Here is a 26,054-nt window from a genome sequence, read left to right on the forward strand (position 1 = left end):
AAAGAAATGATGTCGTAAGATGTGGTTTGCATTGGGTGTCTGCTATTGGTTGGGCAGTGCGGGCTCGGGAGGGGGCGAAATTTTTTAAACTGCCTTGTGTAATTCTGGAGACGCCACTTCCGCGTCGAGCCATTTGTTCAGCAGAGGGTCGGTTCTGCTACGGGCACTCGCAGTTTTTAAGGATGCCCTTGGTCTGACCTTTCCAAACGTTGTTAATGCTGCCTGCAAATGGGCTGTAAGGTCCTTGTCGCCAGCCGGTCCCCTCGCCTTGATTGTTTATCTTTCCTCCGCCAATCGAACGCGCGACGTAGCCGGGGTGGAGGGGGTGGCCGGGTTGAGTTACATTGACGATGACTTTTCCATTGTTTGTTATATATGACATCACCGGAGAGTTGTTGTGCGCTTCGGTATCTCCTCCAAAGGAGCTAATGAAGTCGATGCTATCGTAAAGGTTTTGAATGCCGGTGGGTGTTGCGTTATTTGAGGTGCCATCGACTGTTGCAGGAGATGGTGAGCCGGGTGTTGGGTTCTGGGTGATGCCATTCATAACGCAATCCTCACTCGCGTTACCCAGTGATACAGCGATGTTGTAGGAGTGGTGGTTGCTGCTATTCGAGTCCATGATGTCCGGCCAGCCCTTCGGTCTGGGGAATTCAATTGTAGGCCCACCATCTGGCACTGTGCATTTCACCATTCCATCTTTTGCTACGCACGCGAGACCGGTGGGGTCGATTGAATTAATCGGGTTGTTTTTAACGTAAGCATACATATTGATGTCGTCGTTTTCGGCAATGGGGTCTCTGGAGAGCCAGCGCCCGATCAGCGCCGAATAGGCTCGGAAGGGAGAAAGATGAGTTGATGACGATGGGTGCCAGAGATGTCCGGTAAATGCGAAACTCGCGACCGGAGTGGTGTTGGAAAAAGTCGGCTTACCCCATGCGTCGTAGTTGATGCGTTCTTGAGTTGCACCTGAATTGTTGAGGACTTCACGGATGCTGCCCAAGTGGTCAACGGTATAGAGATGAGTTCCCGTTGGGCCATTGGCGATGCCGGTAAAACCCTGCGGGTAGTAACGTTGTTGGATCAAGCTGCCGGTAGTGTCACGGCGTTCGGCCACTTCGAGGCCGGTCCATACATAGGTCTGGTTGGTGGTTTCCACCCCGCTGGTTTTTTCCACCATCCGCACACGCCGTCCGACTCCGTCGTAAGTAAATTCGCTGCGAGTGCTTCCCTGGTTTATCGCTATCAGCCGATCCTCCGCATCCCATTCGTAGGTTTTTGCCGCAAGGGCAGAGGACGTCAGATTCAATTCGTTGAGGGCGTTATACGCGGAGGTAGTGGTGTTGGCTTCTACGGTCTCGGAAAGGCGGTTGGCAGCAGGATCGTAGGCCCAGCCGTAACTGTTCACCGTGCTGGCACCTTGGGTCACGAGCGCGGAGGTCAGTTGGTCGGCGTTGTCGTAGCCGAAGGTCCATGTCTTCGCGCTGGCGCTGGCGTTGTCTTCCTGTTGCTTCCACGTGAGGATCCGGCTTTCGGCATCGTAGGTGTAGTCGAAGACGGAGACCGGCGTGACTCCATCCGCCTTGAGGTTGCGGATGCGCTGGAGCCGGAAATCCTGGGCCGCGGGATAATAGCTGTATTCGGTTTTCACTCCGCCACCGTGGGTGGCGCTGAGGAGGCGGGAGGTGGCGCCGTCGTAGGCGTAGGTGAAGTTTCCGAGCGGATTGGTGATGCCACTGACCCGTCCATTGGAATCGAAAGCCACCGTTTGGGCCACGCCATTGATCGCCCGGCTGACGACTCGTCCCAAGGGATCGTATTGGTAGGCGATCGTGTCGTTTGCCCACGGTCCGTCCACGCTGGCCAATTGTCCCGCACCCGGCGACGAATTGCCGGTAATGGGGTGATAGGCGTAGCTGGTGACGCCGATGCCATCGGTCATCCCGGTGAGGCGTCCGTCATCCGGGTCATAGGTGAAGGAAACGCCGGGAGTCGGGCGCTCGGAGCTATGATAACCGATGGCCGTAAGATTACCGTCCGGCTGATAGCTCAGGGTCTTTATCTGTCCTTTCTCGTCGGTGATCGTCCGCAGGCGGCCGGAGAAGGTTTCGTAGCCGTAGCTGATGGTGGAGCCGTCGGCGTAGACCTTGGCGCTGATGCGATTGTTGGCATCGTGCCGCCAGGTTGTCGCGCGGCCCATGGCATCGACGATCTGGCGAAGGTCGCCGCACTTGCACCAGCCGTACTTGACGGTGCGGCCGGCGGGATCCGTGACGGATTCAAGCTGGCGCAGGCTATTATAGACCATCTGCGTCATGCGGCCCAGGCGGTCGCGGAAGCTGACCGGACTCAGATTCTGATAGGTGGTCTCGGTGTAGGTGGCGTCGGGGAACGTGACGCGGGTGAGGCGGTCGAGGCTATCGTAGGTATAGGCGAGCGTGTAGCTGTCCGAGCCGGTGACGCTGGCGACGTTTCCTGCGGAATCGTAGTCGAAGGCGGTGGAGTCGGCAGCGCCCGGCAGGGGACCATCGATGGAAGCGAGCCTGCCTTTCCTCCGTTTGCCCGCGGCATCGGCGGCGTGGTAGGCGAAGGTGGTGACCTCTCCCTTTGGATTCGTGACGGAGGTCACTTGTCCGACCACGTTGTATTGGATCTGGGTGGTCTGGCCCGCGGCGTCGATGACGGTTTGGGGCTGGTGATTGAGAAAGTTCGAGTAGCGAACGAGCGTCTCATAGTTGGCCCCGCGCTTTTGTTTCACGGCAGTCACGTCGATCCCTTTGACTGCACCGGGCACGCTGTTGTCGTTGTTGTATTCGATGACGGTTTCACGTCCCTGGCTGTCGATGGTGCGAGCGGGATTGCCATAGGCGGCATCGTATTCGGTCTGCTCGATCGCCCAGACCGGCAGGCCATCCGGTGCTTCGACGGCGCGGACCGTTTTTGAGGCAGAGGAGGATGTGCCGATGGAGTCAGGACCCGCTTGGCCGGGATAGTTGAACCAGACCCGTCCCTCCAAGGGAGCTTTCACGCTGTTAAGGACGCCGGTGATGGTGCTGGAGCTGTCGGCCTTCCAGTTATAGATGAAGGCTTTCGAGAAATCCCTCGGGAAGGCCTTCATCTGCAGCTTGTTCCAGTAAAAGGTATTGCGGTAGTAGAGGTTGTCGTTCTTCGGGAAGAACGGGACGGCGGTGCCATCCACCGTGACGGAGGCCGGAGCGGGATTGGGATCCACGCCGTTGGCAGGGAAGCCGGAGTAGTCGTTGGCTTCGGCCCGCTCCTTGTCGCCGTTTGGATCCGTGGATTCGATGAAGCGGCCGGGCTCATTGTTGATCCCGGGTAAATCTCCCCATGAGAAGGTGGTGATGCCGTAGGGCGTGGTGAGGCTTTGCACGAAGTCCCCGGTGGCAGCGTACGCGAACTCCGAGACAATCCCCGCGGGATCGATGATCCGGTAGAGCTGACCCGTGGCGGTGTATTTGAAGGATGCCGTGCGACCGAAGGGATCGGTGATCGAGCGGACCTTCTTGGTGTCGTCCGGCACCTGATCCCCGGCCACCGGAGCAAAGGAGAGAGTGGTCACATAGCCAGCGGCGTCGGTGACGGTGGAGAGCCGCAGGGAAGCATCGTAGCCGAGGGTCATCGCGTTCCCCGTGGGATCCTTGGCGGAGGCCAGGTGGAAGCGGGTGGGGGTGGGGCTGTTCGGAGCCGTATAGACCATCTCGCTACCATCCGGGGCGGTGAGACGGAATCCCGGGCCGCCCAGCCCCGCAGCGATGTAGTTCAGCTTGGACCTCGATTGATTGGTGGACGTGTAGGTCCCAGTCGAAGAGGACCAGTTGTAGCGGTAGAACGTGCCATCACCCGCAACGAGGCTGACACTGGAAGACGGAGTGCCCGTCCCCGTGAGCTCCACATAGCCCAGCATGCCGTAGGTCCACCGGGGGCCAAAATTGGCGTGCTGCTGGATGTCGGAGACAATCGTGCTGCGTTGGTCGAACTCGAGATTGAAAGCAATGCGGGGACCGTAGGCCGGCTGGTAAGAGATCGGCGTATCGTGCAGCTCCAAGCCGGGATTCAGGAGGCCGAACGAATGGCTGGTCATGGGGCACCCGGTAGGGGGCTCCTTGAGTGGAGGGAGATTCCCCGGTTTTTCGGGGACGTTGGGACCTTCATCCGCTCTCCCGTGAATGCAGTGGCGACCGAAAACGGTCTTGGCTTCATCGTGCCCGACAGCGGAGTAGCCGCCCGGCATCGATGTGGTGGCGGCAGCGAGGAGATAGCCGCTGGTTTCCTCCGCGAGCGTCTGGGCTGATACCCAACTGTCCAGTTTGAGATGGAGGTCCTTGACCCGGTAAAGATCGCCGGATTTTTCCGTGATGGAGGAGTAGTGGCCGAATTTCCAGTGGATGATCGAAGGCACGGGTAGCTCGGTGGCAGTGCCGCGCTTGAAGATCTCGAGATCGCCGCCGGCCTCATGGCTGTGGGCCCTAAGCTCGAAGAGCGAGAGGCCGTCGCGAATGAAGGTGACCTTTTCTTCCTCGTCATGGACGTCCGGAAAGATCGGCTTCTTGCCCGCGGGGACGCAAATTTCATTGGCAGCCGAGAAGCCGCAGAAGACGTTTTGCTCGGCTTGGTTCTTGAGAAACCAGGCGGTCTCATCAGCGCGCCGGAGGGCTTCGGTGGCCATGCCACCCAAGGATCGATTCCGCGCATCTGCAATGGTGTTAGTCAGTTCCTCCTTCTTGCCCATTCGGGCATAGGTCACGAGGAGTTCGGAGAGGGCGGCTTCGGCGATGCGTTTGTCTTCGAGGCCGGTGGCGGCGGCTCCAAGTCGCCAAGCCGTTTCCAAGGATTTCAGGGAGTCGGTAAGACGGCCATGCCGCCGCTCGATGGCCGCCTTTTCCTGCCACAAGGAAACGGCAAGCGGCGATCCGGGAAAGCGAGCCAGGTATTCGCCGAGCAAGCGGGCGGACTCAGTCGACTCTTGGCCGCGGGCCGCGATGTATTGCTCTTCAAGCGCGGCGAAGGCAGTGGATTCCTCGGAAGACAAGTTCGTCGCCGAAGCCATCGGCGCGGCGAAGACATTTCTTGGCGAGGCGGCGCTGCCGGCCTTCGGCTGGCTGGAAGAAAGGGTGGGGCGGCTGGCCGGATCGGGAGATGGAGAATCGGAATGGACCGGGGCCGAACCTGGCGGGATCTCGGTCCTGCGGGCAAAGTAGAATATGGCAGTGGCAACGAGAAACAGCAGCAGCGTCGCGAGCAGGCGCTTCAAGGGGGATCGGGAGGTCATGTCGATACTGGGGGAAGGGGGCTTTGGGAGATCCTGGTAAGAGGAGCCCAACAACCTCGCGGGTAGTTTTCGCAATCCGACGCGCGAAAATCCCGAGGTAGCGCTGATTCAGGGGCCAATCAGTCCTTGATGTTCATTTGGGGGAGGGGAGATGCCAAAATGTGCAGCATTGCAACCCTGAGATATCAGCTAGCTATCCAGCAAGTACAATCTCTTTTCAAATTGAATGACTTCCAATCTAGCCGTAATTGCAAGCGCGGAGCTGGTAGGCCTGCCACGTAATGCCGAGCAGAGCACGGACCAAGAATGCGCGCTCCTGGGGTGTCTCCGTCCACCTTGGTTTTAACCGTCTGCAGTTTAAAAACAGAGTTCCGGAAGGCTCCGGGGGGGGAGTCGCAGCATTTTGTTGCATAAAGTTGCATCATGGGGATCATGGGTCCCGCTGAGCGCCGGGATCCGTTTCCGGCCTTCATTTTCTGATCCTGCTTGAGAGTCCGGGATCCGAGCCGAATAAACCCACCTGACTGATGAAGCACCCGTTCCTTTCCACCCTGTTCTGCGCGCTGGGCTTGCTGGTTCCCCATGCGGTCGAGGCGGCGACCTTCAGTGCGCCCGGCTTCGTGCAGGAGACGATTTACCAAGGCAATGGCATGATCTCGATGCGCTTCGATTTCGCCGGGCGCTTGTGGGTCAGTGAGAAGCAGGGCCGGGTGCTGGTGCTTTCGCCGACTTCGCCGACGAGCTTCGGGCCGCCGGTCGTTTTCGCGGACCTGGTGTCGCAGGTGAACACGAATGCCGAGAGCGGGATGACCGGCCTGACGCTCGATCCGGACTTTGAGCACAACCGCTACCTCTACGTGCTTTTTGCGACGGCGACCGACCAGCGGATCGTGCGGATGACTTCGAATGCGGCTTTCACCGCCGTGGTCCCCAATTCCGAGGTGGTCCTGCTGAGCGGGCTGCCGAACACGGTCGGCATCCACAAGGCCGGCGACATCGATTTCCACCCGCACGACCCGCACAATCTCTACGTGATGCTGGGGGACGACGGGAACCGGGACCTGGTGGGCAATCTCGGTCTCTATAACGGGAAGATCCTCAAGATCAGCGCCTCGGACGGCAAGGGGCTGGCGACCAATCCCTACTACGCCGGCGATGTGAACGCCGTCCGCGCGCGGGTGTGGTCCGCGCGCTACCGGAATCCCTTCCGCTTCACCTTCGACCCCGCCGCGCCGATTCCCGACGTGCTCTACATTTCGGAAAACGGCGATGGCACCGACCGCATTGCGCGCATTGAGAAAGGTGCGGACGGCGGTTGGCCGGAGCTGTTCACCGCGGATTCCGTCGATGGCGCGCGGGAGGTTCTGCAGACCTCCTCGCCCTCGAAGACCGGGATCGCGATCATTCGCAGTGGGCCGCTCTCGGTCGGCGGCGCGCCAACGCTCTACAATGCACGGCATAACAGCGAGGTGATGCGCTGGACGCTCACCGGGGCGGGCCTTGATACGCTGACGCCGGTGCCGGCGGATGGCGGCGGTGCGTTCGCCGGGGACTTCGGGCACAATATCGCGAGCTTCACCGCGGGTCCGGATGGCGCGCTCTATTACACGTCCAGCGACCAGGGTGCGGCCACCGGCACGGGCAGCCGGCTCGCGCGGATCCGCTTTGTCGGCGGCACCCAGCCGGTCGCGACGTTCACGGCCACTCCGGAAAGCGGGCAGTCGCCGCTGGAAGTCAGCTTCACCGATGGCTCGACGGCGCCCGGCAGCAGCGTCGCCTCGTGGAGCTGGGACTTCGGCGATGGCAGCTTCTCGACCTCGCAGAATCCGGTGCATACCTACACGGCTCCCGGAGTCTATGATGTCGCGCTCACCATCACGAGCGGCCAAGGGCTGCAGGACACGGAGGTGGTGACGGTCACGGCGTATCATGCGACGACGGTCACTCTAACAGGCCAGATTGATGATGGCCGCACGCTACCGGCCAGCGTTCTCGCGGCGGCGACGGAGCTTCGTTTCTATCAGAAGGATGGCGTCACGCCGCTGGCCGTCTCGGGAGGGACTGGCGTGGCGGGGAATGCGCTCGCGATTCCGACGGGCGGCGAGATCGCTGTGACCTTCTCGGCGCAGATCACGGGCGATGCGATGGTCGTGTCCGCGGGTGAGCCGGCAGGGGACGGGGTGGAGGCGGCGTTCGCGGGGGTGGCGCTCTCGACCACCGGCTCGAGCCAGGACGTGGCGGTGGACTTCCACCTTTCGGATACGATGCTGCGCGGTCGGGTTCTCGACACCATCGGGGAGCCCGCCCAAGTGGACGTGGGGATTTCGCGGGGCGCTGCGGGAAGCTATCAGGACTTCGCGGGGGGACGGGATTTCCTTCCCGGGTCCGGCATCCCGGCGAGCGGGGTGGACCATCGCGTCGTGGTCGATGTGCTGGGCTACTATCATGTGCCGATCCCCACCGGCGCGGGCAATGCTACCTTCCATCTCGACACCAGTGCCGACACGCTGGCTGCGAGCCATGGCAAGGTGAAGACGACCGTGGCCGTGGGTGGCTCGGGAACGGTCGTGAAGGATCTCACCATCGGGCTCTATCACGGCGGCTTGAACGAGGTGGATCTCTCCGGCATCGCGGTGACGCCCAATGTCGATTTCGAGACGCAGATCGAGCCGATCCTCAGCAGCCTGTGCTCGGCGTGTCACAATGACATCGCGACTAACAGCTACGGCCTCGATCTCCAGACGGGTGCCGTTTACAGCGAGCTGGTGGACAAGGAGAGCGGGGAGGCGCCGGGCGTGAAGCTCGTCCAATCCGGCTCCGCCGCGCGCAGCTACCTGATGGAGAAGCTCAGCGCTTCAGCACCCCAGGTCGGCACTTCCATGCGTCCCGGCGATCCGATGTCCGTGACCCAGCAGGCGCTGATCCGCGACTGGATCAACCAGCTCACGCCGCCCGATCCCGACGCGCCGCCGGAGATCGACAGCGCGCTCGCGAAGTCCGCTGTGGTCGGCATGCCCTTCACCTATCAGATCACCGCCATCAATCTGCCCGTCAGCTTCGGCGCCGCGAATCTGCCTGCCGGGCTGGAGCTCAATCCCGCGACCGGCGTGATCTCGGGAACGCCTACTGCGGCGGGCGTGGTGGAAAGCACCATCACCGCGACCAACGACAATGGCACCGGAGCCGGAACGCTCGTCTTCACCATCACCGCCGGACCGCCACCGGTGATCACCAGCCCGCTGGCTGTCAGCGGTGCGGTCAATGTCGCGTTCTCCTACATCATCGGCGCGCAGAACAACCCGGTCAGCTTCACCGCCAGCGGTGTGCCGTCGGGCTTCTCGTTCAATACGGCCACCGGTGAAATTTCCGGCACTCCCACCGAGACCGGCACGAGCACGCTGACCATCACCGCGACGAACGCCAATGGCACCGACACGGAAACGCTGCAGCTTTCGTTCATTGCGAACCTCTCCGTCGGCCGGACGAACTCGGTCTCGACCTCGAGCAACATCAATGCCGGGAGCAGCGGTGCCGCGGCGGTGGACCTGGACTTCAATGGCAGCCGGTGGGAATCCATTCACAACGTGGATCCGCAGTGGATCTCGATCGACCTCGGTGCCGTGAAGGAGGTCCGGAAGGTTGTGCTGAAATGGGAGGGGGCCGGCGGCAAGGATTACAAGCTGCAGGTATCCGACAACGCGGGCGGCCCGTGGACCGACATGGTGACCGTGACCGGCAATACGACGACGGGAACGAATCTCGTTTACGACAATCTCGATTTCACCGGCCGTCATGTCCGGATGTACGGCACGGCTCGTACTTCGCCGTACGGCTACTCGCTCTACAACTTCGAGGTCTGGGGCATGGACTTCGATGAAAGCGCGCTGCCGCCCGTCATCACCAGCGGGCTCACCGCGAACGGGATGGTCGATACCGCCTTCAGCTACCAGATCGTGGCCACGCGCTACCCGACCAGCTATGGTGCCAGCGGCCTGCCCGCGGGTCTGGAGATCAATGCCGCCACCGGGGAGATCCACGGCATGCCCGCCGCCGCCGGATCCAGCAACATCGGCATCTCCGCGACGAATGCCAATGGCACCGCCAACGCGACGCTCTCCCTGACGGTGACCACCGGCCCGGTGCCGGACATCACCAGCCTGCTGACGGCGAATGGCACGGTCGGCACCCCCTTCAGCTACACCATCGCCGCGACGAACTCGCCCACCAGCTATGACGCCACCGGCCTGCCCGGTGTCCTCTCCCTCAATACCTCCACCGGTGTGATTTCCGGCACGCCTTCGGCGGCCTTCTCGGGGAATGTCACGATCTCCGCCACCAATGCCCACGGCACGGACACCGCGACGCTCGCGCTCGTCATCGCTCCGAACATCGTGAATCTCTCCGTTGGCCGGCCGACCGATGCCTCCAGCAGCATCAATGGCAATAGCACCGGTGCCGCGGCGGTGGACCTTAACTTCACCACCAGCCGGTGGGAATCCATCCATCAGGTCGATCCCCAGTGGATGTATATCGATCTCGGCGCGCCGAAGTCGATCCGCAGGGTGGTCCTGAAGTGGGAGAACGCGGGCGGCAAGAACTACAAGCTGCAGGTGGCCGATTCCTCCGATGGCCCGTGGACCGACATGGTGACGGTGACCAATAACACGACCACCGGAACGAATCTCGTTTACGACAATCTCGACTTCACCGGCCGCTACGTCCGGATGTACGGCACCACTCGTACTACGGGCTATGGTTACTCGCTCTACAACTTCGAGGTGTGGGGCAGCGACCCGCCTCCGGTGGCACCCTTCGACACGTGGCGTGAGCAGCAGTTCGGCGAGCTTGCGGACAGTCCCGACGCGCTTCCCGAGGCCGACTTCGATCATGACGGTCAGGCAAACGTGCTTGAGTTCGTGCTGGGCACGGATCCGAAGGCCGCGGGAGCGGACCCCGGCTACTCCGCCGCCATCGGGTCCGGCAACAAGCTGGAGTTCTCCTTCAGCCGCCCGCTGCAGATGGCGGGGGTCACGATCACCCTCAGCGCCTCGGATACGCTGAACGCCGGAAGCTGGGAGACCCTGGCCACCAAGGTGGGAGACGCTGCCTGGACCATTGCTCCCGGCGCCGCAGTGGAGGATCCCGGCACTGGCCCGGTCATCGTCACGGATTCCAAGACCCTTCCCGGCACCCCCCCGCGGCGCTTTCTCCGGCTCGGCGCGGAGATCACGCCCTAAGGTTCCAGTGGGGGCAGCCCGGCGGAGGTAAGCGATCCGCCGGGCACCGCAAGGCTACCGGTTCAATCCTTGCCCTGCTCGCCGGAGCCCTGCATGCCGAGGAACTTGACCGCGGCCTCGGTGCGGCAGCGGACGTGGAGCTTTTCGTAGATCTGCTTGAGGTGCCAGCGCACGGTCTCGACGCCCATGCCCAGTTGGTCGGCGATTTCCTTGTTGGCCATGCCCTTGGCGAGGCATTGGAGGACCTCGGTTTCACGGGCGGAGAGGCTGGGGGCTTCTTGTTCGGGAACGGCGGGCTTGCGAAACGATTCGACGACCTTGAGGGCGATCGCCGGGGTCATGGGGGCGCCGCCGGCGAGGATCTCGCGGATGGCGTCGACGATGTCCTGCGGCTTGCTGCGCTTGAGGATGTAGCCGCTCGCGCCGGCCTTGAGCGCGTCGAAGATCTTGTCGCCATCCTCATACATGGTGAGGATCAGCACGCGTAGGTCGGGCAATAGCCGCTTGATCTTGGCGGTGCATTCGATGCCGGACATGCCAGGGAGGTTGATGTCCATCATTACCAGATCGGGCTTCAGCTTGGGGATCAGTCGCAGCCCTTCTTCTCCCGAGGCGAAGCCCGCGAGGCATTCGCAGCCGGGAATCGACTCGACCAATTCGGCGAGGCTGGCGCGGACGGTGGTATTGTCCTCGACGATGGCGATGCGTTTCATTCGAGAAGCGTGAAGGGTAGCCTGAGGGCGGCGACCGGGGTGCTAGCGTTGCGCGCCGCTGGCGATTGATCAAGGAGCGGCGACCCCCTCAAGAGGGGGGCTGATAATTCCACCCACAAGGGGGGGCGAAAAATCGGGATAACTCCTCCATGGTCGTGTCTACCTGTCTCCGGGATGGCCAATGCTTGCCCGGAAGGCTAGGATGAGATCCCTGCCGTGAACCCCGATCCGAAAACTCCGAAGCAAGGCGCGAAGAGCCTGATGGCTCATCGCGGCTTTGTGGTGGTCGCATTCGTGGTGGCGGGGGTTATTTTCGCCGTGCTGTCCGCGGTGCTCGAGCACCAGAAGAGCGAGACGCGGCGGCAGGAACTGTCCGATCTGCGGGCCTATCGGGTGCGGCAGCTTTCGGAAATTGGAAAAGAACTCGAAGGTCTGGAGGCCATCAAGCGCCAGGAGCTTCTGCTCTACGCCCGGAAGCGTGCCGCGGATGCGTCCGCCGATGCGACGGCGCGGGAAAACTCGTCGCTGGAGGCACAGCGCGAGATCGTCGCGGCGCTGGAGACCAGCGCGCGTGACTTTGCGCTCTTTGCCGGCAAGCGCTCGAACGCGAGCTTCGACCGGGTCCTGGCAGCGCACGAAACGGCGGCCGATCTTCATTGCAAGATCCTCTCGGGGCAGCAGGAGGCGCTCGGCATCCTCGCCCTCCAGCAGCCGGGTCATGAGGCGGTGGCAGCACAGCAGGAAGCCCGCGATGCCCAGATGGAAGTCGGCGCCGCGCTCAAGGAGCTGGCAGAGGCCCGCGGGATGGCCCGCGGGTCGCGCCTGCGCACTCGCGACGAGCAGCAGTATGATCACCACACCTACCACGTGGCACGCGCCGAGCGACGGCTTGCGGAGATTCCGCGAAATCTAACAACGATGGCCGTCCGCGAGCGGCAGTTGGCGGAGATGGAAAGGGACGTGGCCAAGGAACTCGAAGTGTCGGTGGGAGACGCGCTGGCGAAGTTGGAACTGCAGGCGACGACGGTGCGGGAGGCCTTGGCCGATGTGGGAAAGCGGAAGGCCGAGGCGGAGAAGCTCCTTGGAGAGTCGAAGGTCGCACTGGTGAAGCATCAGCCGAAAGTCGCGGAACTCAAGGAGGTGCTAGACCGGGAACCGATCCCACCGACGCCGCAGGATGAGAAGGCCGCGAGTCTCCAACAGGACGTCATCGCCCTGCAACGGCGAGCGATCGATTTGCAAGCATCCGCACTGGCTGCCTTGGGTGACTTGCCGGCCACGGTGGATGAGGAGGGGCTCATGCAGGCGCTGGCAGCCTTGGAGGAACCTGTCTCCGCAAGTCAGGATGTCGCCCGCCCGCCCGACGCCGTTGCACTGGAGCAGGAGATTCGCGTCGCGTTTCGGAAGATCCATGCGATGGAGCAGATGATGATCGGCCGCCTGCAATTTGCGGACGCCGTTTCATCGACGAATCCCGTTCCTTTGAAGAGGTTGACGCAGTCGCCTGACGAGAAGGTCGGCTGCGACGAGATGAGCTCGATGGTCGTCAGCGCGCAAGCGATGCTCGAGCAAGCTCGCCGGATGGTCTCGGTGCGGGAACAGCCCGAGCATCGCCGCGAGATGGTGAAGCGCTTGGAGAAGTATGCCACGGCGGATTGCGATGATCCGGCGCGCGACCTCACGGGCTTGTGGAACGGCGCGGATGACGCGAGATGCGGGCTGCTTCCGGGTGGCCCCGGAGGTCCGCCCTGTCTCGATGCGCAGACCGTTTCGTTGCCGGCCTTTTCCATGCTGCACCGCGAGGTGTCTCCGCCGCCCGCGTGGTTGTTCGCGGATCACTGGCATGTGCTCGGGCCGTTCGACAACTCGGGGCGAGCCAATCTCGACACTTCTTTCGTGGCGGAATCCGTCGTGGATCTGCAGGCGACCTATCCCGGGAAGAACGGCGTGGCGATCGGTTGGGAGCCCGTTCAATCCGAGATTCCCAATGTGATGCCGCCGTTCCGCGCCTACAACAACGCGCGAAGGATCGAGGGTCTCGACGAGAAAACCGCTCATCTTCATAACCTTCAGTTTGCGGTTTACTACGCCTATACCGAGCTTCGCTTTGAAGAGGCCTGCGATCGATGGCTTGCCATTGGTAGCGATGATTCATCAAAGGTTTGGATCAATGACCAACCGGTCTGGATCAGTGGGAAGAACACCAAGGCGTGGACGCCGACCGAAGGTTACCGGAAGGTGCATTTCAACGCCGGGGTCAACCGGGTGCTTTATCGCATCGAGAACGGCTCGGACCGTACGGAGTTCTCGTTGTTGATCGGGATGCAGCCTTAGGTGCGGTCTGGAGAATATCGTCGGAATGGTGCTTTCAAAATTGAGAAAAGGCGAGGAGGAAGGCCGGTGTCTTGCGTCCCAACGGGACGATTCATAATAGCCCGGCACGAAAGTGCCGGGTAGGCAGGACAAACCGATCGTGTCCCAACGGGACACCTCAAGCGGGGAGAAGTCCGCGTATCGGCAAGGCAAGTTGCCCACGCCACGCGCCGACGCAAAGCGCTCAAGCCACGGCTTCGGAGCCCGTCTAACAGACCGCCGGAAGACGCATGAGGTGTCCCTTTGGGACACGATGCTCGCCCACGGTCTACCCGGCACTTCGTGCCGGGCTGTTATGAGCCGTCCCGTTGGGACGAAGAACGATGAACCGTTCCGTTGGGACGAAGAACGATGAACCGTCCCGTTGGGACGAAGAACGTTTTTCCATAAGTCCGCGTGCTTCGAGTCACGTTGCTGATGATGTAGGGAGCGAGGGAAAGTTTCTATCGGATTCCCCCCGCATGGGGGGGTGGCAACTCTGGGCACGGGTGTATTTACAACAGTAACCCTTGTTAATCCTCACGATGAGAAACCCAAGATCCTGCCGCTTGACCGGCCGACTACTACGCCGCGGGAAGCGTGGCTTCGCGCTGGTGATTTCGCTCACGCTGATGGTCTTGCTCACGGTCCTCGCGGTGGGTCTCTTGAGCTTGTCGTCCATTTCGCTGAGGACTTCCACGCATGGGATGGCGATGGCCACCGCGCGGTCGAATGCGAGGCTGGCGCTGATGATGGCGATCGGCGACCTGCAGAAGAAAGCCGGGCCGGACCAGCGGATCACGGCACCTGCCAATCTCAGCAAGAAAGATCTGCCCGGTGGCTTGACCGGCGTCTGGAGATCTTGGAAAGCCGACCCCCAGGCGGTGGTCGAGAGCGACTATCAGGAGCGGAAATCGGGCGACCATTTCCTGGGCTACCTGGTTTCGAATCCCAAGCCGGGACAGCAAAGCGAACTGGGCGAACTACCGAAAGGTGATGAGGAAGTGAGGTTGGTCGCGGAAGGCAGCACCGGCAAGGAAAGCGGCATTACCGAGACCAAGGCGGCGATGGTCCCGGTGAGCAAAGACGACAAGCCGGATGGCGGGTTTGCCTGGGTGGCGATGGATGACAGCGTCAAGGCGAGGCTCAATCTCGAGCCGTCCTCCGATAACGCCAGCGCGCTGGGCGAAAAGATCGCCCGTGCCGGTTCGTCCGCACGCAATCGCTTCGAGGACGTGAAGGGACTTGAGTTCCTCGAAGCGGACGACATCGGCAAGCTTCGCGAAGACCTTCCCAAGATCGTCAGCCTGCAGGAAACGGAACTTGCATCCGACTCGGCCGAAGACCTGGCGCGCTATTTCCACGACTTCACGGTCCATGGTGCTTCCTTGCAGACCAATGTGGCGGACGGCGGACTGAAGACGGACCTCAGCGTGATCTTCGACGGAAACTATCGTCAGAGCCTGCCGGGCGAGTTCGACACACGCTACTTGTATTCGGGGACGTCCACGCCGTTTCCGAGCGGCTCGTCGAATTCCGATATCCGCTGGTCGCTGCTGGCGAACTATGCGCGCATGTATCAACTCTCCGGGTCGGCAGACGGCAATGTGCTCACCGGCCTGAAGGCAAAGCTTCCTCCCGGCTATCAGATGAAGCCGGTGACCGACTCTGCCGCGGCACCCGCGGGAGTGCGCTACGAACCGCGGATGGCCATGATCAAGGAGCCGGTGCTGATGCCGACGGTGGTGAGGGTGGATACGGTCTTCAGCCTGGTGGCGCGCAAGGCTCACCAGGGACGGGGGACCGAGGCGTATCCCTACCAACTGCACCTGATGTATCTGCCGGTCGTCACGCTGCACAATCCGTACAGCACGCCGCTGCGCTGCACGAACATCCAGCTTGAGTTCTCCGATATTCCGCTTGGCTTCCAGTTCCTCGTGAACGGGCAACCGGCTACGACCGGCGGCCTCGTTCCGATGAACAAGCTGTTCATGGGGACGGTCGCCAAGAAGACCTTATCGGTGTCCCTTTCCAATTCGCTCTCCGCCAATACGGAGGTCGTCATGGGGCCGGGGGAAACGCTGATCTTCGGCACTCCGTTTTCCAAGGATGCCACGTGGGCTTCCGAGGTGGCGGTCAATGGGGCAGTGATGTTCGATTGGGCGAACAACAAGGCGTCCAATGTCCGGATCGTGCCTGCGATGATCACGGGTCCCAATGACGGCATCGGCTTCGACGTGGACTGGCTGGCACCCGATCCGCGTGCCGACTGGGCCAAAGCCCGCCGGAATGAAGGGGTGCTGATGCTGAAAGCGGACGATGACATCCAAGTGAAGTTCGGCCCGATGATGCCGACGGGGGCCAATGGCATTTTCACCATCGTCACGCGGATGGCGAATCAGGAGATCGGCAGGACCCAGGTTTTCTACAAGGACCAGGCACGACTTACTCCATTGCTGTCGGAGGGGGTGTCACCGCGCTTTCCAGATCCGCGGCAGTTTCCCGCTTCCTTTCCGGATGCGGGGGCATCGGGCTTGAAGACGACCGGCCTGCTGGAATCGGATACCACGCCATTCCGCTCCTACGTCAATGCGCGTCCCTTTGCGGTCTTCAGCGTGGGAGCGAAGACCACGGTGGAATCGTTCACGAAGGCGCGGCCGCTGGCGGACACCGGCGTCGTCTATCAGATGGCGACGTGCGATTTCCGGAATACTAACAGCCAGGGTGCCAGCCCGCTGGAAGTGGCGCTGGTGCCGGTGAAGAATGGCAGCGCGGCGATCGAGTCGGATGGCCAGAAGGGCTTCTTCTTCGGGGGGCATGGCTCGACCAATGGCAGCACGGCGGCGACCATCTATGAGGTGCCTCTCGCACCGCTGCAATCGCTGGCCCAACTGCGGCACGCGAACGGGGCGAGCCTCGGCACGATGCCGATGGTGACTTACACGGTGGGCGAATCGCGGGCGCATCCGGCGATCCCTGCGACGGCCACGAACATCCAGCAAGCGGGCTCGAAGCTGCTGCTCGACCATTCATGGCTGGCCAACTCGGCGCTGTGGGATGGCTACTGGTTTTCCAGTCTCTCGACTTTGAAAGGCCCCGCATTCTCCGGCGACTCGGCCATGGACCAGGAGGAGCTGGCGGAGAAGTTCTTTGCTGGCGACCGTTCGCTTTCCCATCCTGCCGGTGTTCCAGGTGAAGGCGAAGAAGACACCGGTGCCCACCGGCGAAAACTCGATTCCCTTCACGGTGAATGCGACGCCGTGGATCTGCCATCCATGATGGCTCGGCTGTCGTCCCGCGGACGATTTCCAACTCGCTATTTCGCCGCGACGCGCATGCGGGCGGCGGTGTGGCCGGGGGCTTCGGCGGTGATCTCCCATGCGCCGCCGGGTTGCGCGGAGCCGAGGGGGGGGGATAGCCGGAGCTTGCCAGCGCCGCTGCCGCGGGTTTCGGCCATGCCTTGGGCGAGGCCGAGGATGGCGCGGATGATCGACTCGCCCTCGGCATCCGTGACCGCGGCTTGTGGAGGCATCGGGACTTCGCCCCACACGCCGCCGCCGCCGGTCTTGAGCTTGGCCTGCAGATGCGCGGCGGCATTGGCTTGCTCGCGGTATTTCATCGCGACGTCGAGGTAGGCCGGGCCGACCGAGGTCTTGTCCACCTGGTGGCAGGCGAAGCACTGCCTGGAGGTGGCGAGCTTCTCGATCTCCGGTGGAAGTTGCGGTCCGCCGGCATCGTGGCCGGTGGGCGGGATGTAGCGGGCGCGCACGATCAGCTTGGCAGGATCCGCCGCTCCCTTGATGGTGAAGCCGACTTCCTCACCGAAGCCGAGCTTGTCCGGCTTGCCGGCGAGTTCGAGGGCAAGTTGCGGGAGCGTTTGTTCCTGTTCCAGCGCCACGCGGGCGACGGTGACCGCGCCCTTCGCATCGGTAGCCACCGCGCGCAGCTCGGAGCCACCGCCGGAGAGTGTGATGGAGTTGCCGCTGCCGACCTTGGTTTCGTTGGCGCCGCGGGTGACCCACCACTCGACGGACACGCGGTCCTTGTCCGGATCGCTGGCGGTCGCGGTGTAGGTGGTGCCGGTGGTGCCGGTGGCGGCGACCGTGACAGCCGGTGGCTTGTTGCCGTCTGCCGGACGCAGGCTGCGAATGCGTCCGTTCTTGTTAAAGTACCAGTCGCCGCCGTATTCGAGCAGCCACAGCGTGCCATCGGCGGCCATCTCGAGGTCCATCGGGTGCATGAGCTGGTCCATCAGCGGCTCCAGCTTCTCGAGCTTTTCCTCACGGCCGAGCTTGGCCTTCCACATCCGGCCGCGCATCCAGTCGTAGGTCAGCAGGGTGTGGTCGTCGCTCTTGTCCAGCAGGTTGAACTTTCTACGAGCATCATAGTAGAAGACCGGGCCGGCCATCGCATTGCGACCGCCGCCACCCACGGCGGGGAACTCGGGGCTGTTCCCGTAGGGATACCAGATGAAGGCCTTCTGCGCGGGCGGCAGGTCCACGAGGCCGGTGTTGTGCTTGCCAGGATTCTTCGGCTTGGCCGGGTCGGTCATTTCGCCGGGCTTGCCAGTGGTGAAGTCGACGATGGGGTAGGGGCGATTGTCGGCGATGACGAAGGGCCAGCCGAAGTTGCCGGCTTGCTTGGCCTGGTTCACCTCATCGTGACCGGCCGGGCCCTTCGCTCCCGCGCCGCCCGCATCGGGACCGACCTCACCCCAATAGACGACGCGGGTCTTCGGGTCGATCGAGAGTCGGAAGGGATTGCGGCAACCCATCGCGTAGATCTCGGGGCACGTCTTCGCGGTGCCGGGCGGGAAGAGGTTGCCCTTGGGGATTTCGTAGCCGCTCTCGGTCGGGCGGATGCGCAGAATCTTGCCGCGGAGGTCATTGGTGCTGCCGGCGCTGCGCATCGCGTTGACGTGGTCGCGGCCATCGCGGTCGTCGATGGGGGCGAAGCCGCCGCTCTCGAAGGGATTGGTATTGTCGCCGGTGCTCAGGTGGAGCAGGCCGTCCGGTCCGAAGGCGAGCGAGCCGGCCTGGTGGCAGACCTTGTCGCGGCGGTCGGTGGGGATATCGAGCAGCACCTTCTCCGAGGAGAGATCGAGCTTGCCGTCCTTCAGTTCGAAGCGCGACAGGCGGTTGAGCATCTTCTCCGGATGGCTGAAGTAGAGGTAGAGCCGGCGGTTCTTCGTGAATGCCGGATCGAGCGCCAGGCCGAGCAAGCCGTCCTCGCGCGCCCACGGTGAGTTCGTATCGGTGGCGCGCAGGGCCGTCACCGGCACGGTGCCGAGCTCGAAGACTCCGCCGGTGGACGGGCGGACGCGCAGCACCCGGCCCTCGCGCTCGATGACGATGAGGTCGCCATTCGGCACCACGGCGATCTCCATCGGGTCCCGGAGTTTTTCCGCAACCGTGGTGCTCTGGATCTCCGCGGCCATGGCCCACGAACTCGCGAGGGCGAGGAGCGCGGCGGTGCTGAGGAGACGATGGCGTGGGTGCGGGAAGTTCATGGGGATCGTGCGAAGGCTGCCACTTTGACGTTCAATTGGCCTCCAATTCAACACGCGGCCAAAACAATACGCATCTTTTCACAACCGGATATCAGCCACGCAACGGATCGCCGTGCAACCTCTCCACGGGGCCTGCATGCCACTTCCGGAGCCGCCGCTGTCGCCGCTGGAATGCACGTGTCCCGCTCACCCTTTCTCTCGCTCTCATGCCTGTGCTCACCGCTTCCAACTACGACAAGCGCCCCCGCATCGATGTCCCCGGCCACGCTTGCCAGGTCGGCTGGAAAGCCATTGGCCGCGAACTCGACGGGAAGCTCGCCAACTGCAATTCGCGGGGGCCGGTCGTGGTGGTCGAGTGCTATCCCGGCGTCGACGAACTCGAAGTCGCGGATCAACTCGCGATGCTACTGAAGCCCGCGCTCACCTTGCTGGCGGCGTCTGCCTTGAAAAAGCCGGAGGAAATTGACGCGCTGGTCGAGCCCTTCCTCGGCGGTGACGATCCCGTGTTCGGATTCCTCAGCGATCTCACGTTGCCGCAGTTCTTCGATGCCGGGCGTCTGGATGCGCTCCAGCAACGGGTGAGGTCCGCCGGGGGGATTGCGCTCATCGTCGGTTGCGGTGCTTCGCTGATCGCCCCCGATGCCGATCTGGTCGTCTATGCCGACCTCGCGCGCTGGGAAGCCCAGCTCCGCTTCCGCCGCAACGAGAGCTCCAACCTCGGCGCGCAGAATCCCAAGCAGGCCGCGAGCCTGCAATACAAGCGGGCCTTCTTTGTCGATTGGCGGGTGGCGGACCGGTTCAAGCTGCCACTGCTCGAACGCTGCGACTACGTGCTCGACACCAACACCGCCGCCACGCCGAAGCTCGCGGCGGGCGGGGCGGTCCGCGAGGGCTTGCGCCGCGCCGCCGCACGGCCGTTTCGGGTGGTGCCATTCTTCGACCCCGCGCCGTGGGGGGGGCAGTGGATGAAGGAAACTTGCGACCTCGATCGCTCGGCGAAGAACTACGGCTGGTGCTTCGATTGCGTGCCGGAGGAGAATAGCCTGCTGCTCGGCTTCGGCGAGGTGAAGGACTTCGAGATCCCCTCGATCAATGTGGTCTTCCGCCATCCGGAGGAATTGTTAGGGGGGAAGATCCACGCGCGCTTTGGCGCGGAGTTCCCGATTCGCTTTGATCTCCTCGACACGATGGGCGGCGGCAATCTGTCGCTGCAGGTTCATCCGCTGAACGAATACATCCGCGACAAATTCGGGATGCCCTACACCCAGGACGAGAGCTACTACATGCTCGATGCGGGTCCTGAGGCTCGCGTTTACCTCGGCTTCAAAACCGGTGTCGATCCCGAGGCCGTGATCCGCGACCTCAAGGCCTCGCAAACAGATCCCTCGAAGCAATTCCCCGCCGACGACCACGCCAACCGCTTCCCGGCGAAGAAGCACGACCACTTCCTGATTCCCGCCGGGACGATCCACTGCTCGGGCTCGGAAAGCATGGTGCTCGAGATCAGCGCGACGCCTTACATCTTCACCTTCAAGCTGTGGGACTGGGCGCGTCTCGGTCTGGATGGCAAGCCGCGGCACATTCATCTCGATCACGGCAAGGAGGTGCTGCAATTCGACCGCGATACCGAGTGGACGAAACGCAACCTCGTCAATCGCATCGAGCCGATCGCCAGTGGGGATGGCTGGACGGAAGAGCGCACCGGCTTGCACGAATCCGAGTTCATTGAAACGCGCCGCCATTGGTTCACCGGTACGGTCGAACACGACACGGAGGGCAATCTCAATGTGGTCAACCTCGTCGAAGGCCGCGAGGCGATCGTTGAGAGTCCGACCGGTGCTTTTGAGCCGTTCGTCGTCCACTACGCCGAGACCTTCATCGTGCCTGCGGCGGTGGGTGGCTACACGATCCGCCCGCATGGCGAGTCGGTGGGACAGTGCTGTGGGACGCTGAAGGCTTTCGTGCGGTGAGGCGCATGCCAGCCGGGATGCCGTTTTGCCCGCATCGTTTGGCGGGGTCCGCTGGGGGCGCGGGCCGCTGGCCCGCCGAGCGGTCCCTGGCGGCTTTTCTCGTCGTTAGCAGTTCGCGTGGACCGCTTTGAATCTCTACGCGGCCTCGTCCGTGGATTTCAGCTAGCAAGCTTGCTTCTGCGGGCCGGAGGCTCCGCGATCCCAGCGGAGCCGGCACTGCGTGCCGGGCTCATGAATCGTCCCGTTGGGACTGCACGAAAATACGCGTTTTTGCACGAAATAGTATCAGTGAATTGCGTGGAAGGGCGGTAGAATGAGGGTTGCGCCGTTTGGATGCTCCTGTCCCTCGCGCCTCCCGTCCGCTCCTCATGAATCCGATTGCCCGTCTCCTCTGCCTGACCGTGGTGCCCGCCTGGGCCCTGCAGGCGGCTCCTGTCACCCGTGCCCGCGATTTCACCGAGGCGCTCGAACAAGCGCAGGCGAGCGGCAGCGACATCGTGGTGCTGCAGCGCGGCAGCGACTGGAATCGCTTGGGCGAAACGCTTTACCAGGGGGTGTGGCAGGCACCGGAATTCGAAAAGGAACTGGCCGAGGGCTTCGTGCTGGTGACGGTGGACCGGCCGGAGCAGGCGGGCGCGCCGGCACTCGGCAGCGGGGAAAGTGCGGCCGGGTTGACGCGATTTTTGGCAGCGACGGCCGCGGGGGCGAAGCTGCCCGAGAACGAAGTTGCCTCGGTCCGCGCGGAAGGCGGGGCGTCGTTCAAGAAACGCGCCGATGGGACGTGGTTGCTGGACGATCCGAAGGGCGAGAAGAACCCGGCACACGATACGCTGCAGTTGAACGTGCGCGCCAGCCGCGGCGGGCAGGTGCTGCGCCTCGATTTCCTGCCGGATGCCTCGCTGCCGAATGGCGGTTCGGGTCGCGCGCCCAATGGCAATTTTGCCCTCAACGAGGTGAGCATCGTCGATGGCGACAAGCCGCTGGCGGCGACCCATGCGTGGGGCAACTCGCCGGAAGGCGCGGGTGCTGCCCAGCTTTTGTTAGACGGGGTCACTGACAAGCCCGACAAGGCATGGAATGGCGGAGCCCACACCCGTCAGGCGCGCACGCTGATGCTGGCACTCGCCAAGCCGGTGCGCCCGGGCGCCAATCTCAAGGTGACCTTGACCGGTCGCTCGCAGTGGAACAATCACATCCCGGCCTGCTTGCGCGCCGCGGTGGTCGATGACGAGGGGATGGCCGCCTCGCTGGCGCGGGTGGCCGACGCGCAGTCGCAGGCGACCCGCAATGAAGCCTTCACGTGGTGGGATGGCGGCCGTTGTCCGCGGGTGGCGCTGGTGGACTCGGAAGGGCGGGGGATTGCCGCGCTCGATACGCCTCGCGGCGATCTAACACCGACGACGCTGGCGGCACAGGTGAAGAAGCTGCGCGAAACCCGCATCGCCCGCGATGAATGGCTGGCGAAGGCTGCCAAGGTCAGCGGCCCCGATCAGGCGGAACTGCTGCGCCAAGCGCTGGCGGAACTCGATTTCGGCAACTGGCCCGGCAATGGGAATTGCTACAAGCCGATCCACGACCAGATCCGCGCGGCCGATCCCCAGGACGTGACCGGTGCGGTTCGCTGGCTCGGCTTTTCGAAGGATCCCAAGGGCGGCATCCCGTGGGCGAAGCCGGCGTGGAACGAGGCGCTCGATACGCAGGGCGGCAAGCGCGCGCTCACCGACGCCGACTATCAGGAAGCGATCGCCCGCGTGGACAAGGAGCTGGCCGACCCGCGCAACAAGGTGCTCAGCCACGAAAACGTCCAGCGCATGATGGTGGCAAAATTCCACATCTACAAAGGTTGGAAGGGCCATGAGGACGAGCGCTTCAAGGTCCAACAGCAGATCGCCGATCTCGATCCCGCCACCTTCTGGGGCATCGGCGCACGCGGCTACATCGGGATGTATGGCAAGAGCGCGACGCCCTACCTGACCTACGGCTGGAAGCCGGAGCAGGTGAAAGCCGGTGCCAATACGTGGCGGATGGACGACACCGGCTACTTCTTCGACCACCCGGGCAGCTACAAGGTCGCGCTCACCCATGCCGCCGGGGCTGCCACGGTGAAGGTGAAGCGGCTGGCGTTGTTAGATGGCGACAAGGTGCTGGCCGAGGCCAAGCCCGACGCCGACCTGGGACCGGGCAAGGGCCGCGTGGAGGCGATCCTCGACTGCGCCGCGTGGCAGCCGGACCGCGCCTATGTCTTCGTCGCGGAAATCGAAGCCGCCCAGACCGACAGCGCCGGACGCTTCGCGATCGAGCCGTGGTTCACCGAGCCAGCCGCGACGACCCTCGCGACCGATCATTTCAAGGTCCGCCGCGACTTGCGCGACAAGCTGGCCGCCGCCTTCGCGCCCCACCGGAACGCGCTCGACAAGGCATTCGCTGGCGAGAGTGTGCGCCTCGACCTCGCCCGCCACGAGCTGATCCGCCGCTGCGGGCCGGAGGTCCTCGACCAAGTCGCCGCGAGCCCCGGCGGCAAGGAATTTCTCGAGGCCTTCACCGGCGATCTCGCGTGGCTGGAGTCATTCCTCGCCAATGACGAGGCGAAGTGGCCGCTGGCGATCGAGAACCTGCGCTTCCTCCATCGCAATGGCCGCGACCTCGACCAGCCGCTCTACCGGAAGGTCGCCACCGCCATGGCGCTGGCTGCCGGTGAGATGAACCGCTATCGCTTGTTAGACCGCTACCACGGTGTCCTCCGCACTCATCGCGAGGGCTTGCTGCACGTGTCTTTCGAAGGCCTGGACACCCGCGAAATGCGCTGGGCGATCCCTCTGGCCGGCACCGACCGCGACTATCGCTTCATGGTGGATACCATGCAGCAGCGCCTTCGCGACTACCTCGGCGCCTGCTGGGGCATCGCCTACATCGACCCGAATGTTTACGGCTACTCGGTGCAGGGCTGGGGCTTCATCGATCCGTGGACGCACCACTACGGCACGGGGACTGGCGACCGGCCGTTCCCGGTTCACCGGATCGTCGGCGGCGTGTGCGGCACGCTGTCGGGCTTCGGTGCCACCGTGACCCAGGCGCACGGTGTGATGTCCACCACGGTCGGCCAGCCGGCGCACTGCGCGTATGTCGTGCGTGTCGGCGAGGAATGGCCGACCGGCAATGATGTTTCCGGCCCGGAGACCAATGGCGCGTCGGTGTATGAAGGCACCGGCTTTCCCACCATGCACCGGCTCTACGAGGTGGTGCACGGCGACACGGCCGCTTTCCTGAAGTCGTCGCGTCTTGCGTGGGCGGCGCACGTTTATCTCGACCGCCGCCGGCCGCTGGTGCGCGTGATGCCCGGCATGACCTATGCCGTCTATGACTTGCCCGGTGGCAAGGTGGACGACATGGCCAAGCTCAAGCCGGTGAAGACCGGTGTGGCCAGCGGCTTCGATCTTTCCGAAGTGCTGCCCGCGAATCCGGTGAACTTCGGCGTGGCGTGGGAAGGCGAGATCGAAGTGAGCGGCGACGGTCCCGTGACGGTTCAACTGAAGAGCGACGACGCTTCGCGCCTGAAGATCGGCAACCACCTCGTCCCCTGCAATCAGGCACCGATGGAACTCAAACTCCGCTCCGGCACTCATCCGGTGAAGCTCGAGTATGGCCAGGCTGGCGGCAATTGGTCGCTCGCCGTGACTTGGTCCGGGCCCGCCGAGTGGGATGCCGATTGGTCGGGAGCCTATCTGCAAGCGATCGCCGCGCAGCCGATCAACTACCCGCTTTTGTTAGAAACGATCAAGTCGTTCGAAAGCGCCAGCGACCTGCCGAAGGGCACATGGCAAAAACTGATCGGCCAGATCGCCACGGCCTATGCGCCGTATCACGAAGCGGCGTGGGCTTTGGTCAACCGCTGCTATGGCAAGGTCGCGCCGACGCTGGCACCCGCCGAGCGGCTGGAGCTGTTGCTGGCCAGCCATCGACACATCACGCAGGCGAAGGCACCGAAGTTCATGGGCTATAACCTGGCCGCAGTCCTCAACATCCAGGCTGAATCGCTTGGTGATCCTGCGATGGCGTTGTCCTTCTTCGAGAAGCTGCTCGCCATCCATTACTCCGAGACACCCACCGCCAACCGGGTCTTCGGCGACGTGCTGAACTGGGGCCGCACGCGCTTCACCGCGAAGCCGGAGACGGCCGCGGGATTCGCCAAGGCGGTCGGCAGCTTCTTCTCCGCTCGCGGCGAGAGCCTTGGCGTCGACAGCATGCGCAATCAGATCGTTGCCGGCATCAAGGCAGCATCGGATGCCGGCGACCTCGCTTCGTGGCGCTTGTGGAGCGAGATGGCGGCCCGCTTCCTGCCGCCGCTTGCACCCGGCGACGTGCACCTGAATGCCGAGCAGGCCAAGGCCGCGCCGAAGCTGCCAACGTCCGGCAGCCTGCTATCGAAGGACGGGCTGCTGCAGACCAGCAGCGCGTGCCAGTTCGACCGCCCGCTTTCTTACCGTGCCGTGCTCGATGGCAGCGCGCCCGGCTGGTTTGACACCGAGGCCGAAGCCAAGCCATGGGCCCAGATCATGCTGGCCGGTGAGGCGGAGATCACCGGGATCGTCGCGGTGAATCGCTATGAGTTCAAACCGGAGCAAGAGGAGTTCCAGTGGGCCGCGCCGTTCAAGGTGCTCGTCTCCACCGATGGCAAGACTTGGACCGAAGCCGCCACCTGCGACAAGGCGGAGGCGGTGATGCGCATCGACCTGCCCGGCAAACCACGTGCCCGCTACGTCCGGCTTGAGCGTCAGGCTCCGGCGGATGCGTCGAAGCCGCCGGGGCGCTTTCACTTGCGCAACTTCCTGGTCTTCGGCCGCAAGATGTATTGATCCGCGGGTCTCACGGGTCTTCCTGAGAAAGCGATCGGCCTGCATTTGTTCCGCCCCCTCCGGGGTCAAATTCGTATGGGTTTTTAGGCAAGGGAGAGGGAGTCATTTCGGCTGGATCGCGTCACCTTGT

The 26,054-nt window shown here is 63.3% G+C and carries 7 protein-coding genes; 4 read left to right on the forward strand and 3 right to left on the reverse strand.

All coding sequences use genetic code 11. From position 1 onward, the window contains the following. Nucleotides 1-157: 157 nt before the first annotated feature. On the reverse strand, nt 158-5,290 hold the full coding sequence (locus tag OKA05_RS20950; RefSeq protein WP_264489147.1) for an RHS repeat domain-containing protein: 5,133 nt from the start codon (nt 5,288-5,290) through the stop codon (nt 158-160). 527 nt (nt 5,291-5,817) lie between these two features. Between OKA05_RS20950 and OKA05_RS20955 the strand changes: the two genes are divergently transcribed. Further along, on the forward strand, nt 5,818-10,527 hold the full coding sequence (locus OKA05_RS20955) for a putative Ig domain-containing protein (protein WP_264489148.1): 4,710 nt from the start codon (nt 5,818-5,820) through the stop codon (nt 10,525-10,527). A 62-nt stretch (nt 10,528-10,589) separates the two neighbouring features. Here the strand turns inward: OKA05_RS20955 and OKA05_RS20960 are convergent, their stop codons facing one another. Then, a complete protein-coding gene (locus tag OKA05_RS20960; RefSeq protein ID WP_264489149.1) occupies nt 10,590-11,240 on the reverse strand; it encodes a response regulator in 651 nt (216 codons plus the stop codon). A gap of 216 nt (nt 11,241-11,456) precedes the next feature. Between OKA05_RS20960 and OKA05_RS20965 the strand changes: the two genes are divergently transcribed. Next, on the forward strand, nt 11,457-13,574 hold the full coding sequence (locus tag OKA05_RS20965) for a coiled-coil domain-containing protein (RefSeq protein ID WP_264489150.1): 2,118 nt from the start codon (nt 11,457-11,459) through the stop codon (nt 13,572-13,574). A 3,334-nt stretch (nt 13,575-16,908) separates the two neighbouring features. Here OKA05_RS20965 and OKA05_RS20970 read toward each other — a convergent pair. Further along, nucleotides 16,909-19,101, reverse strand: coding sequence for a PQQ-dependent sugar dehydrogenase (locus OKA05_RS20970; protein WP_264489151.1), 2,193 nt, complete (start codon nt 19,099-19,101; stop codon nt 16,909-16,911). 206 nt (nt 19,102-19,307) lie between these two features. Between OKA05_RS20970 and OKA05_RS20975 the strand changes: the two genes are divergently transcribed. Both OKA05_RS20975 and OKA05_RS20980 read left to right on the forward strand, forming a co-directional pair. Beyond that, nucleotides 19,308-21,071 carry a class I mannose-6-phosphate isomerase gene (locus OKA05_RS20975; RefSeq protein ID WP_264489152.1) on the forward strand — a complete coding sequence of 588 codons (1,764 nt, stop codon included), beginning with the start codon at nt 19,308-19,310 and terminating at the stop codon, nt 21,069-21,071. A gap of 368 nt (nt 21,072-21,439) precedes the next feature. Then, complete coding sequence (locus OKA05_RS20980; protein WP_264489153.1) at nt 21,440-25,924, forward strand: discoidin domain-containing protein; 4,485 nt, start codon at nt 21,440-21,442, stop codon at nt 25,922-25,924. Nucleotides 25,925-26,054 lie beyond the last annotated feature (130 nt).

It is taken from the genome of Luteolibacter arcticus (assembly GCF_025950235.1).
GTDB lineage: Bacteria > Verrucomicrobiota > Verrucomicrobiia > Verrucomicrobiales > Akkermansiaceae > Haloferula > Haloferula arctica.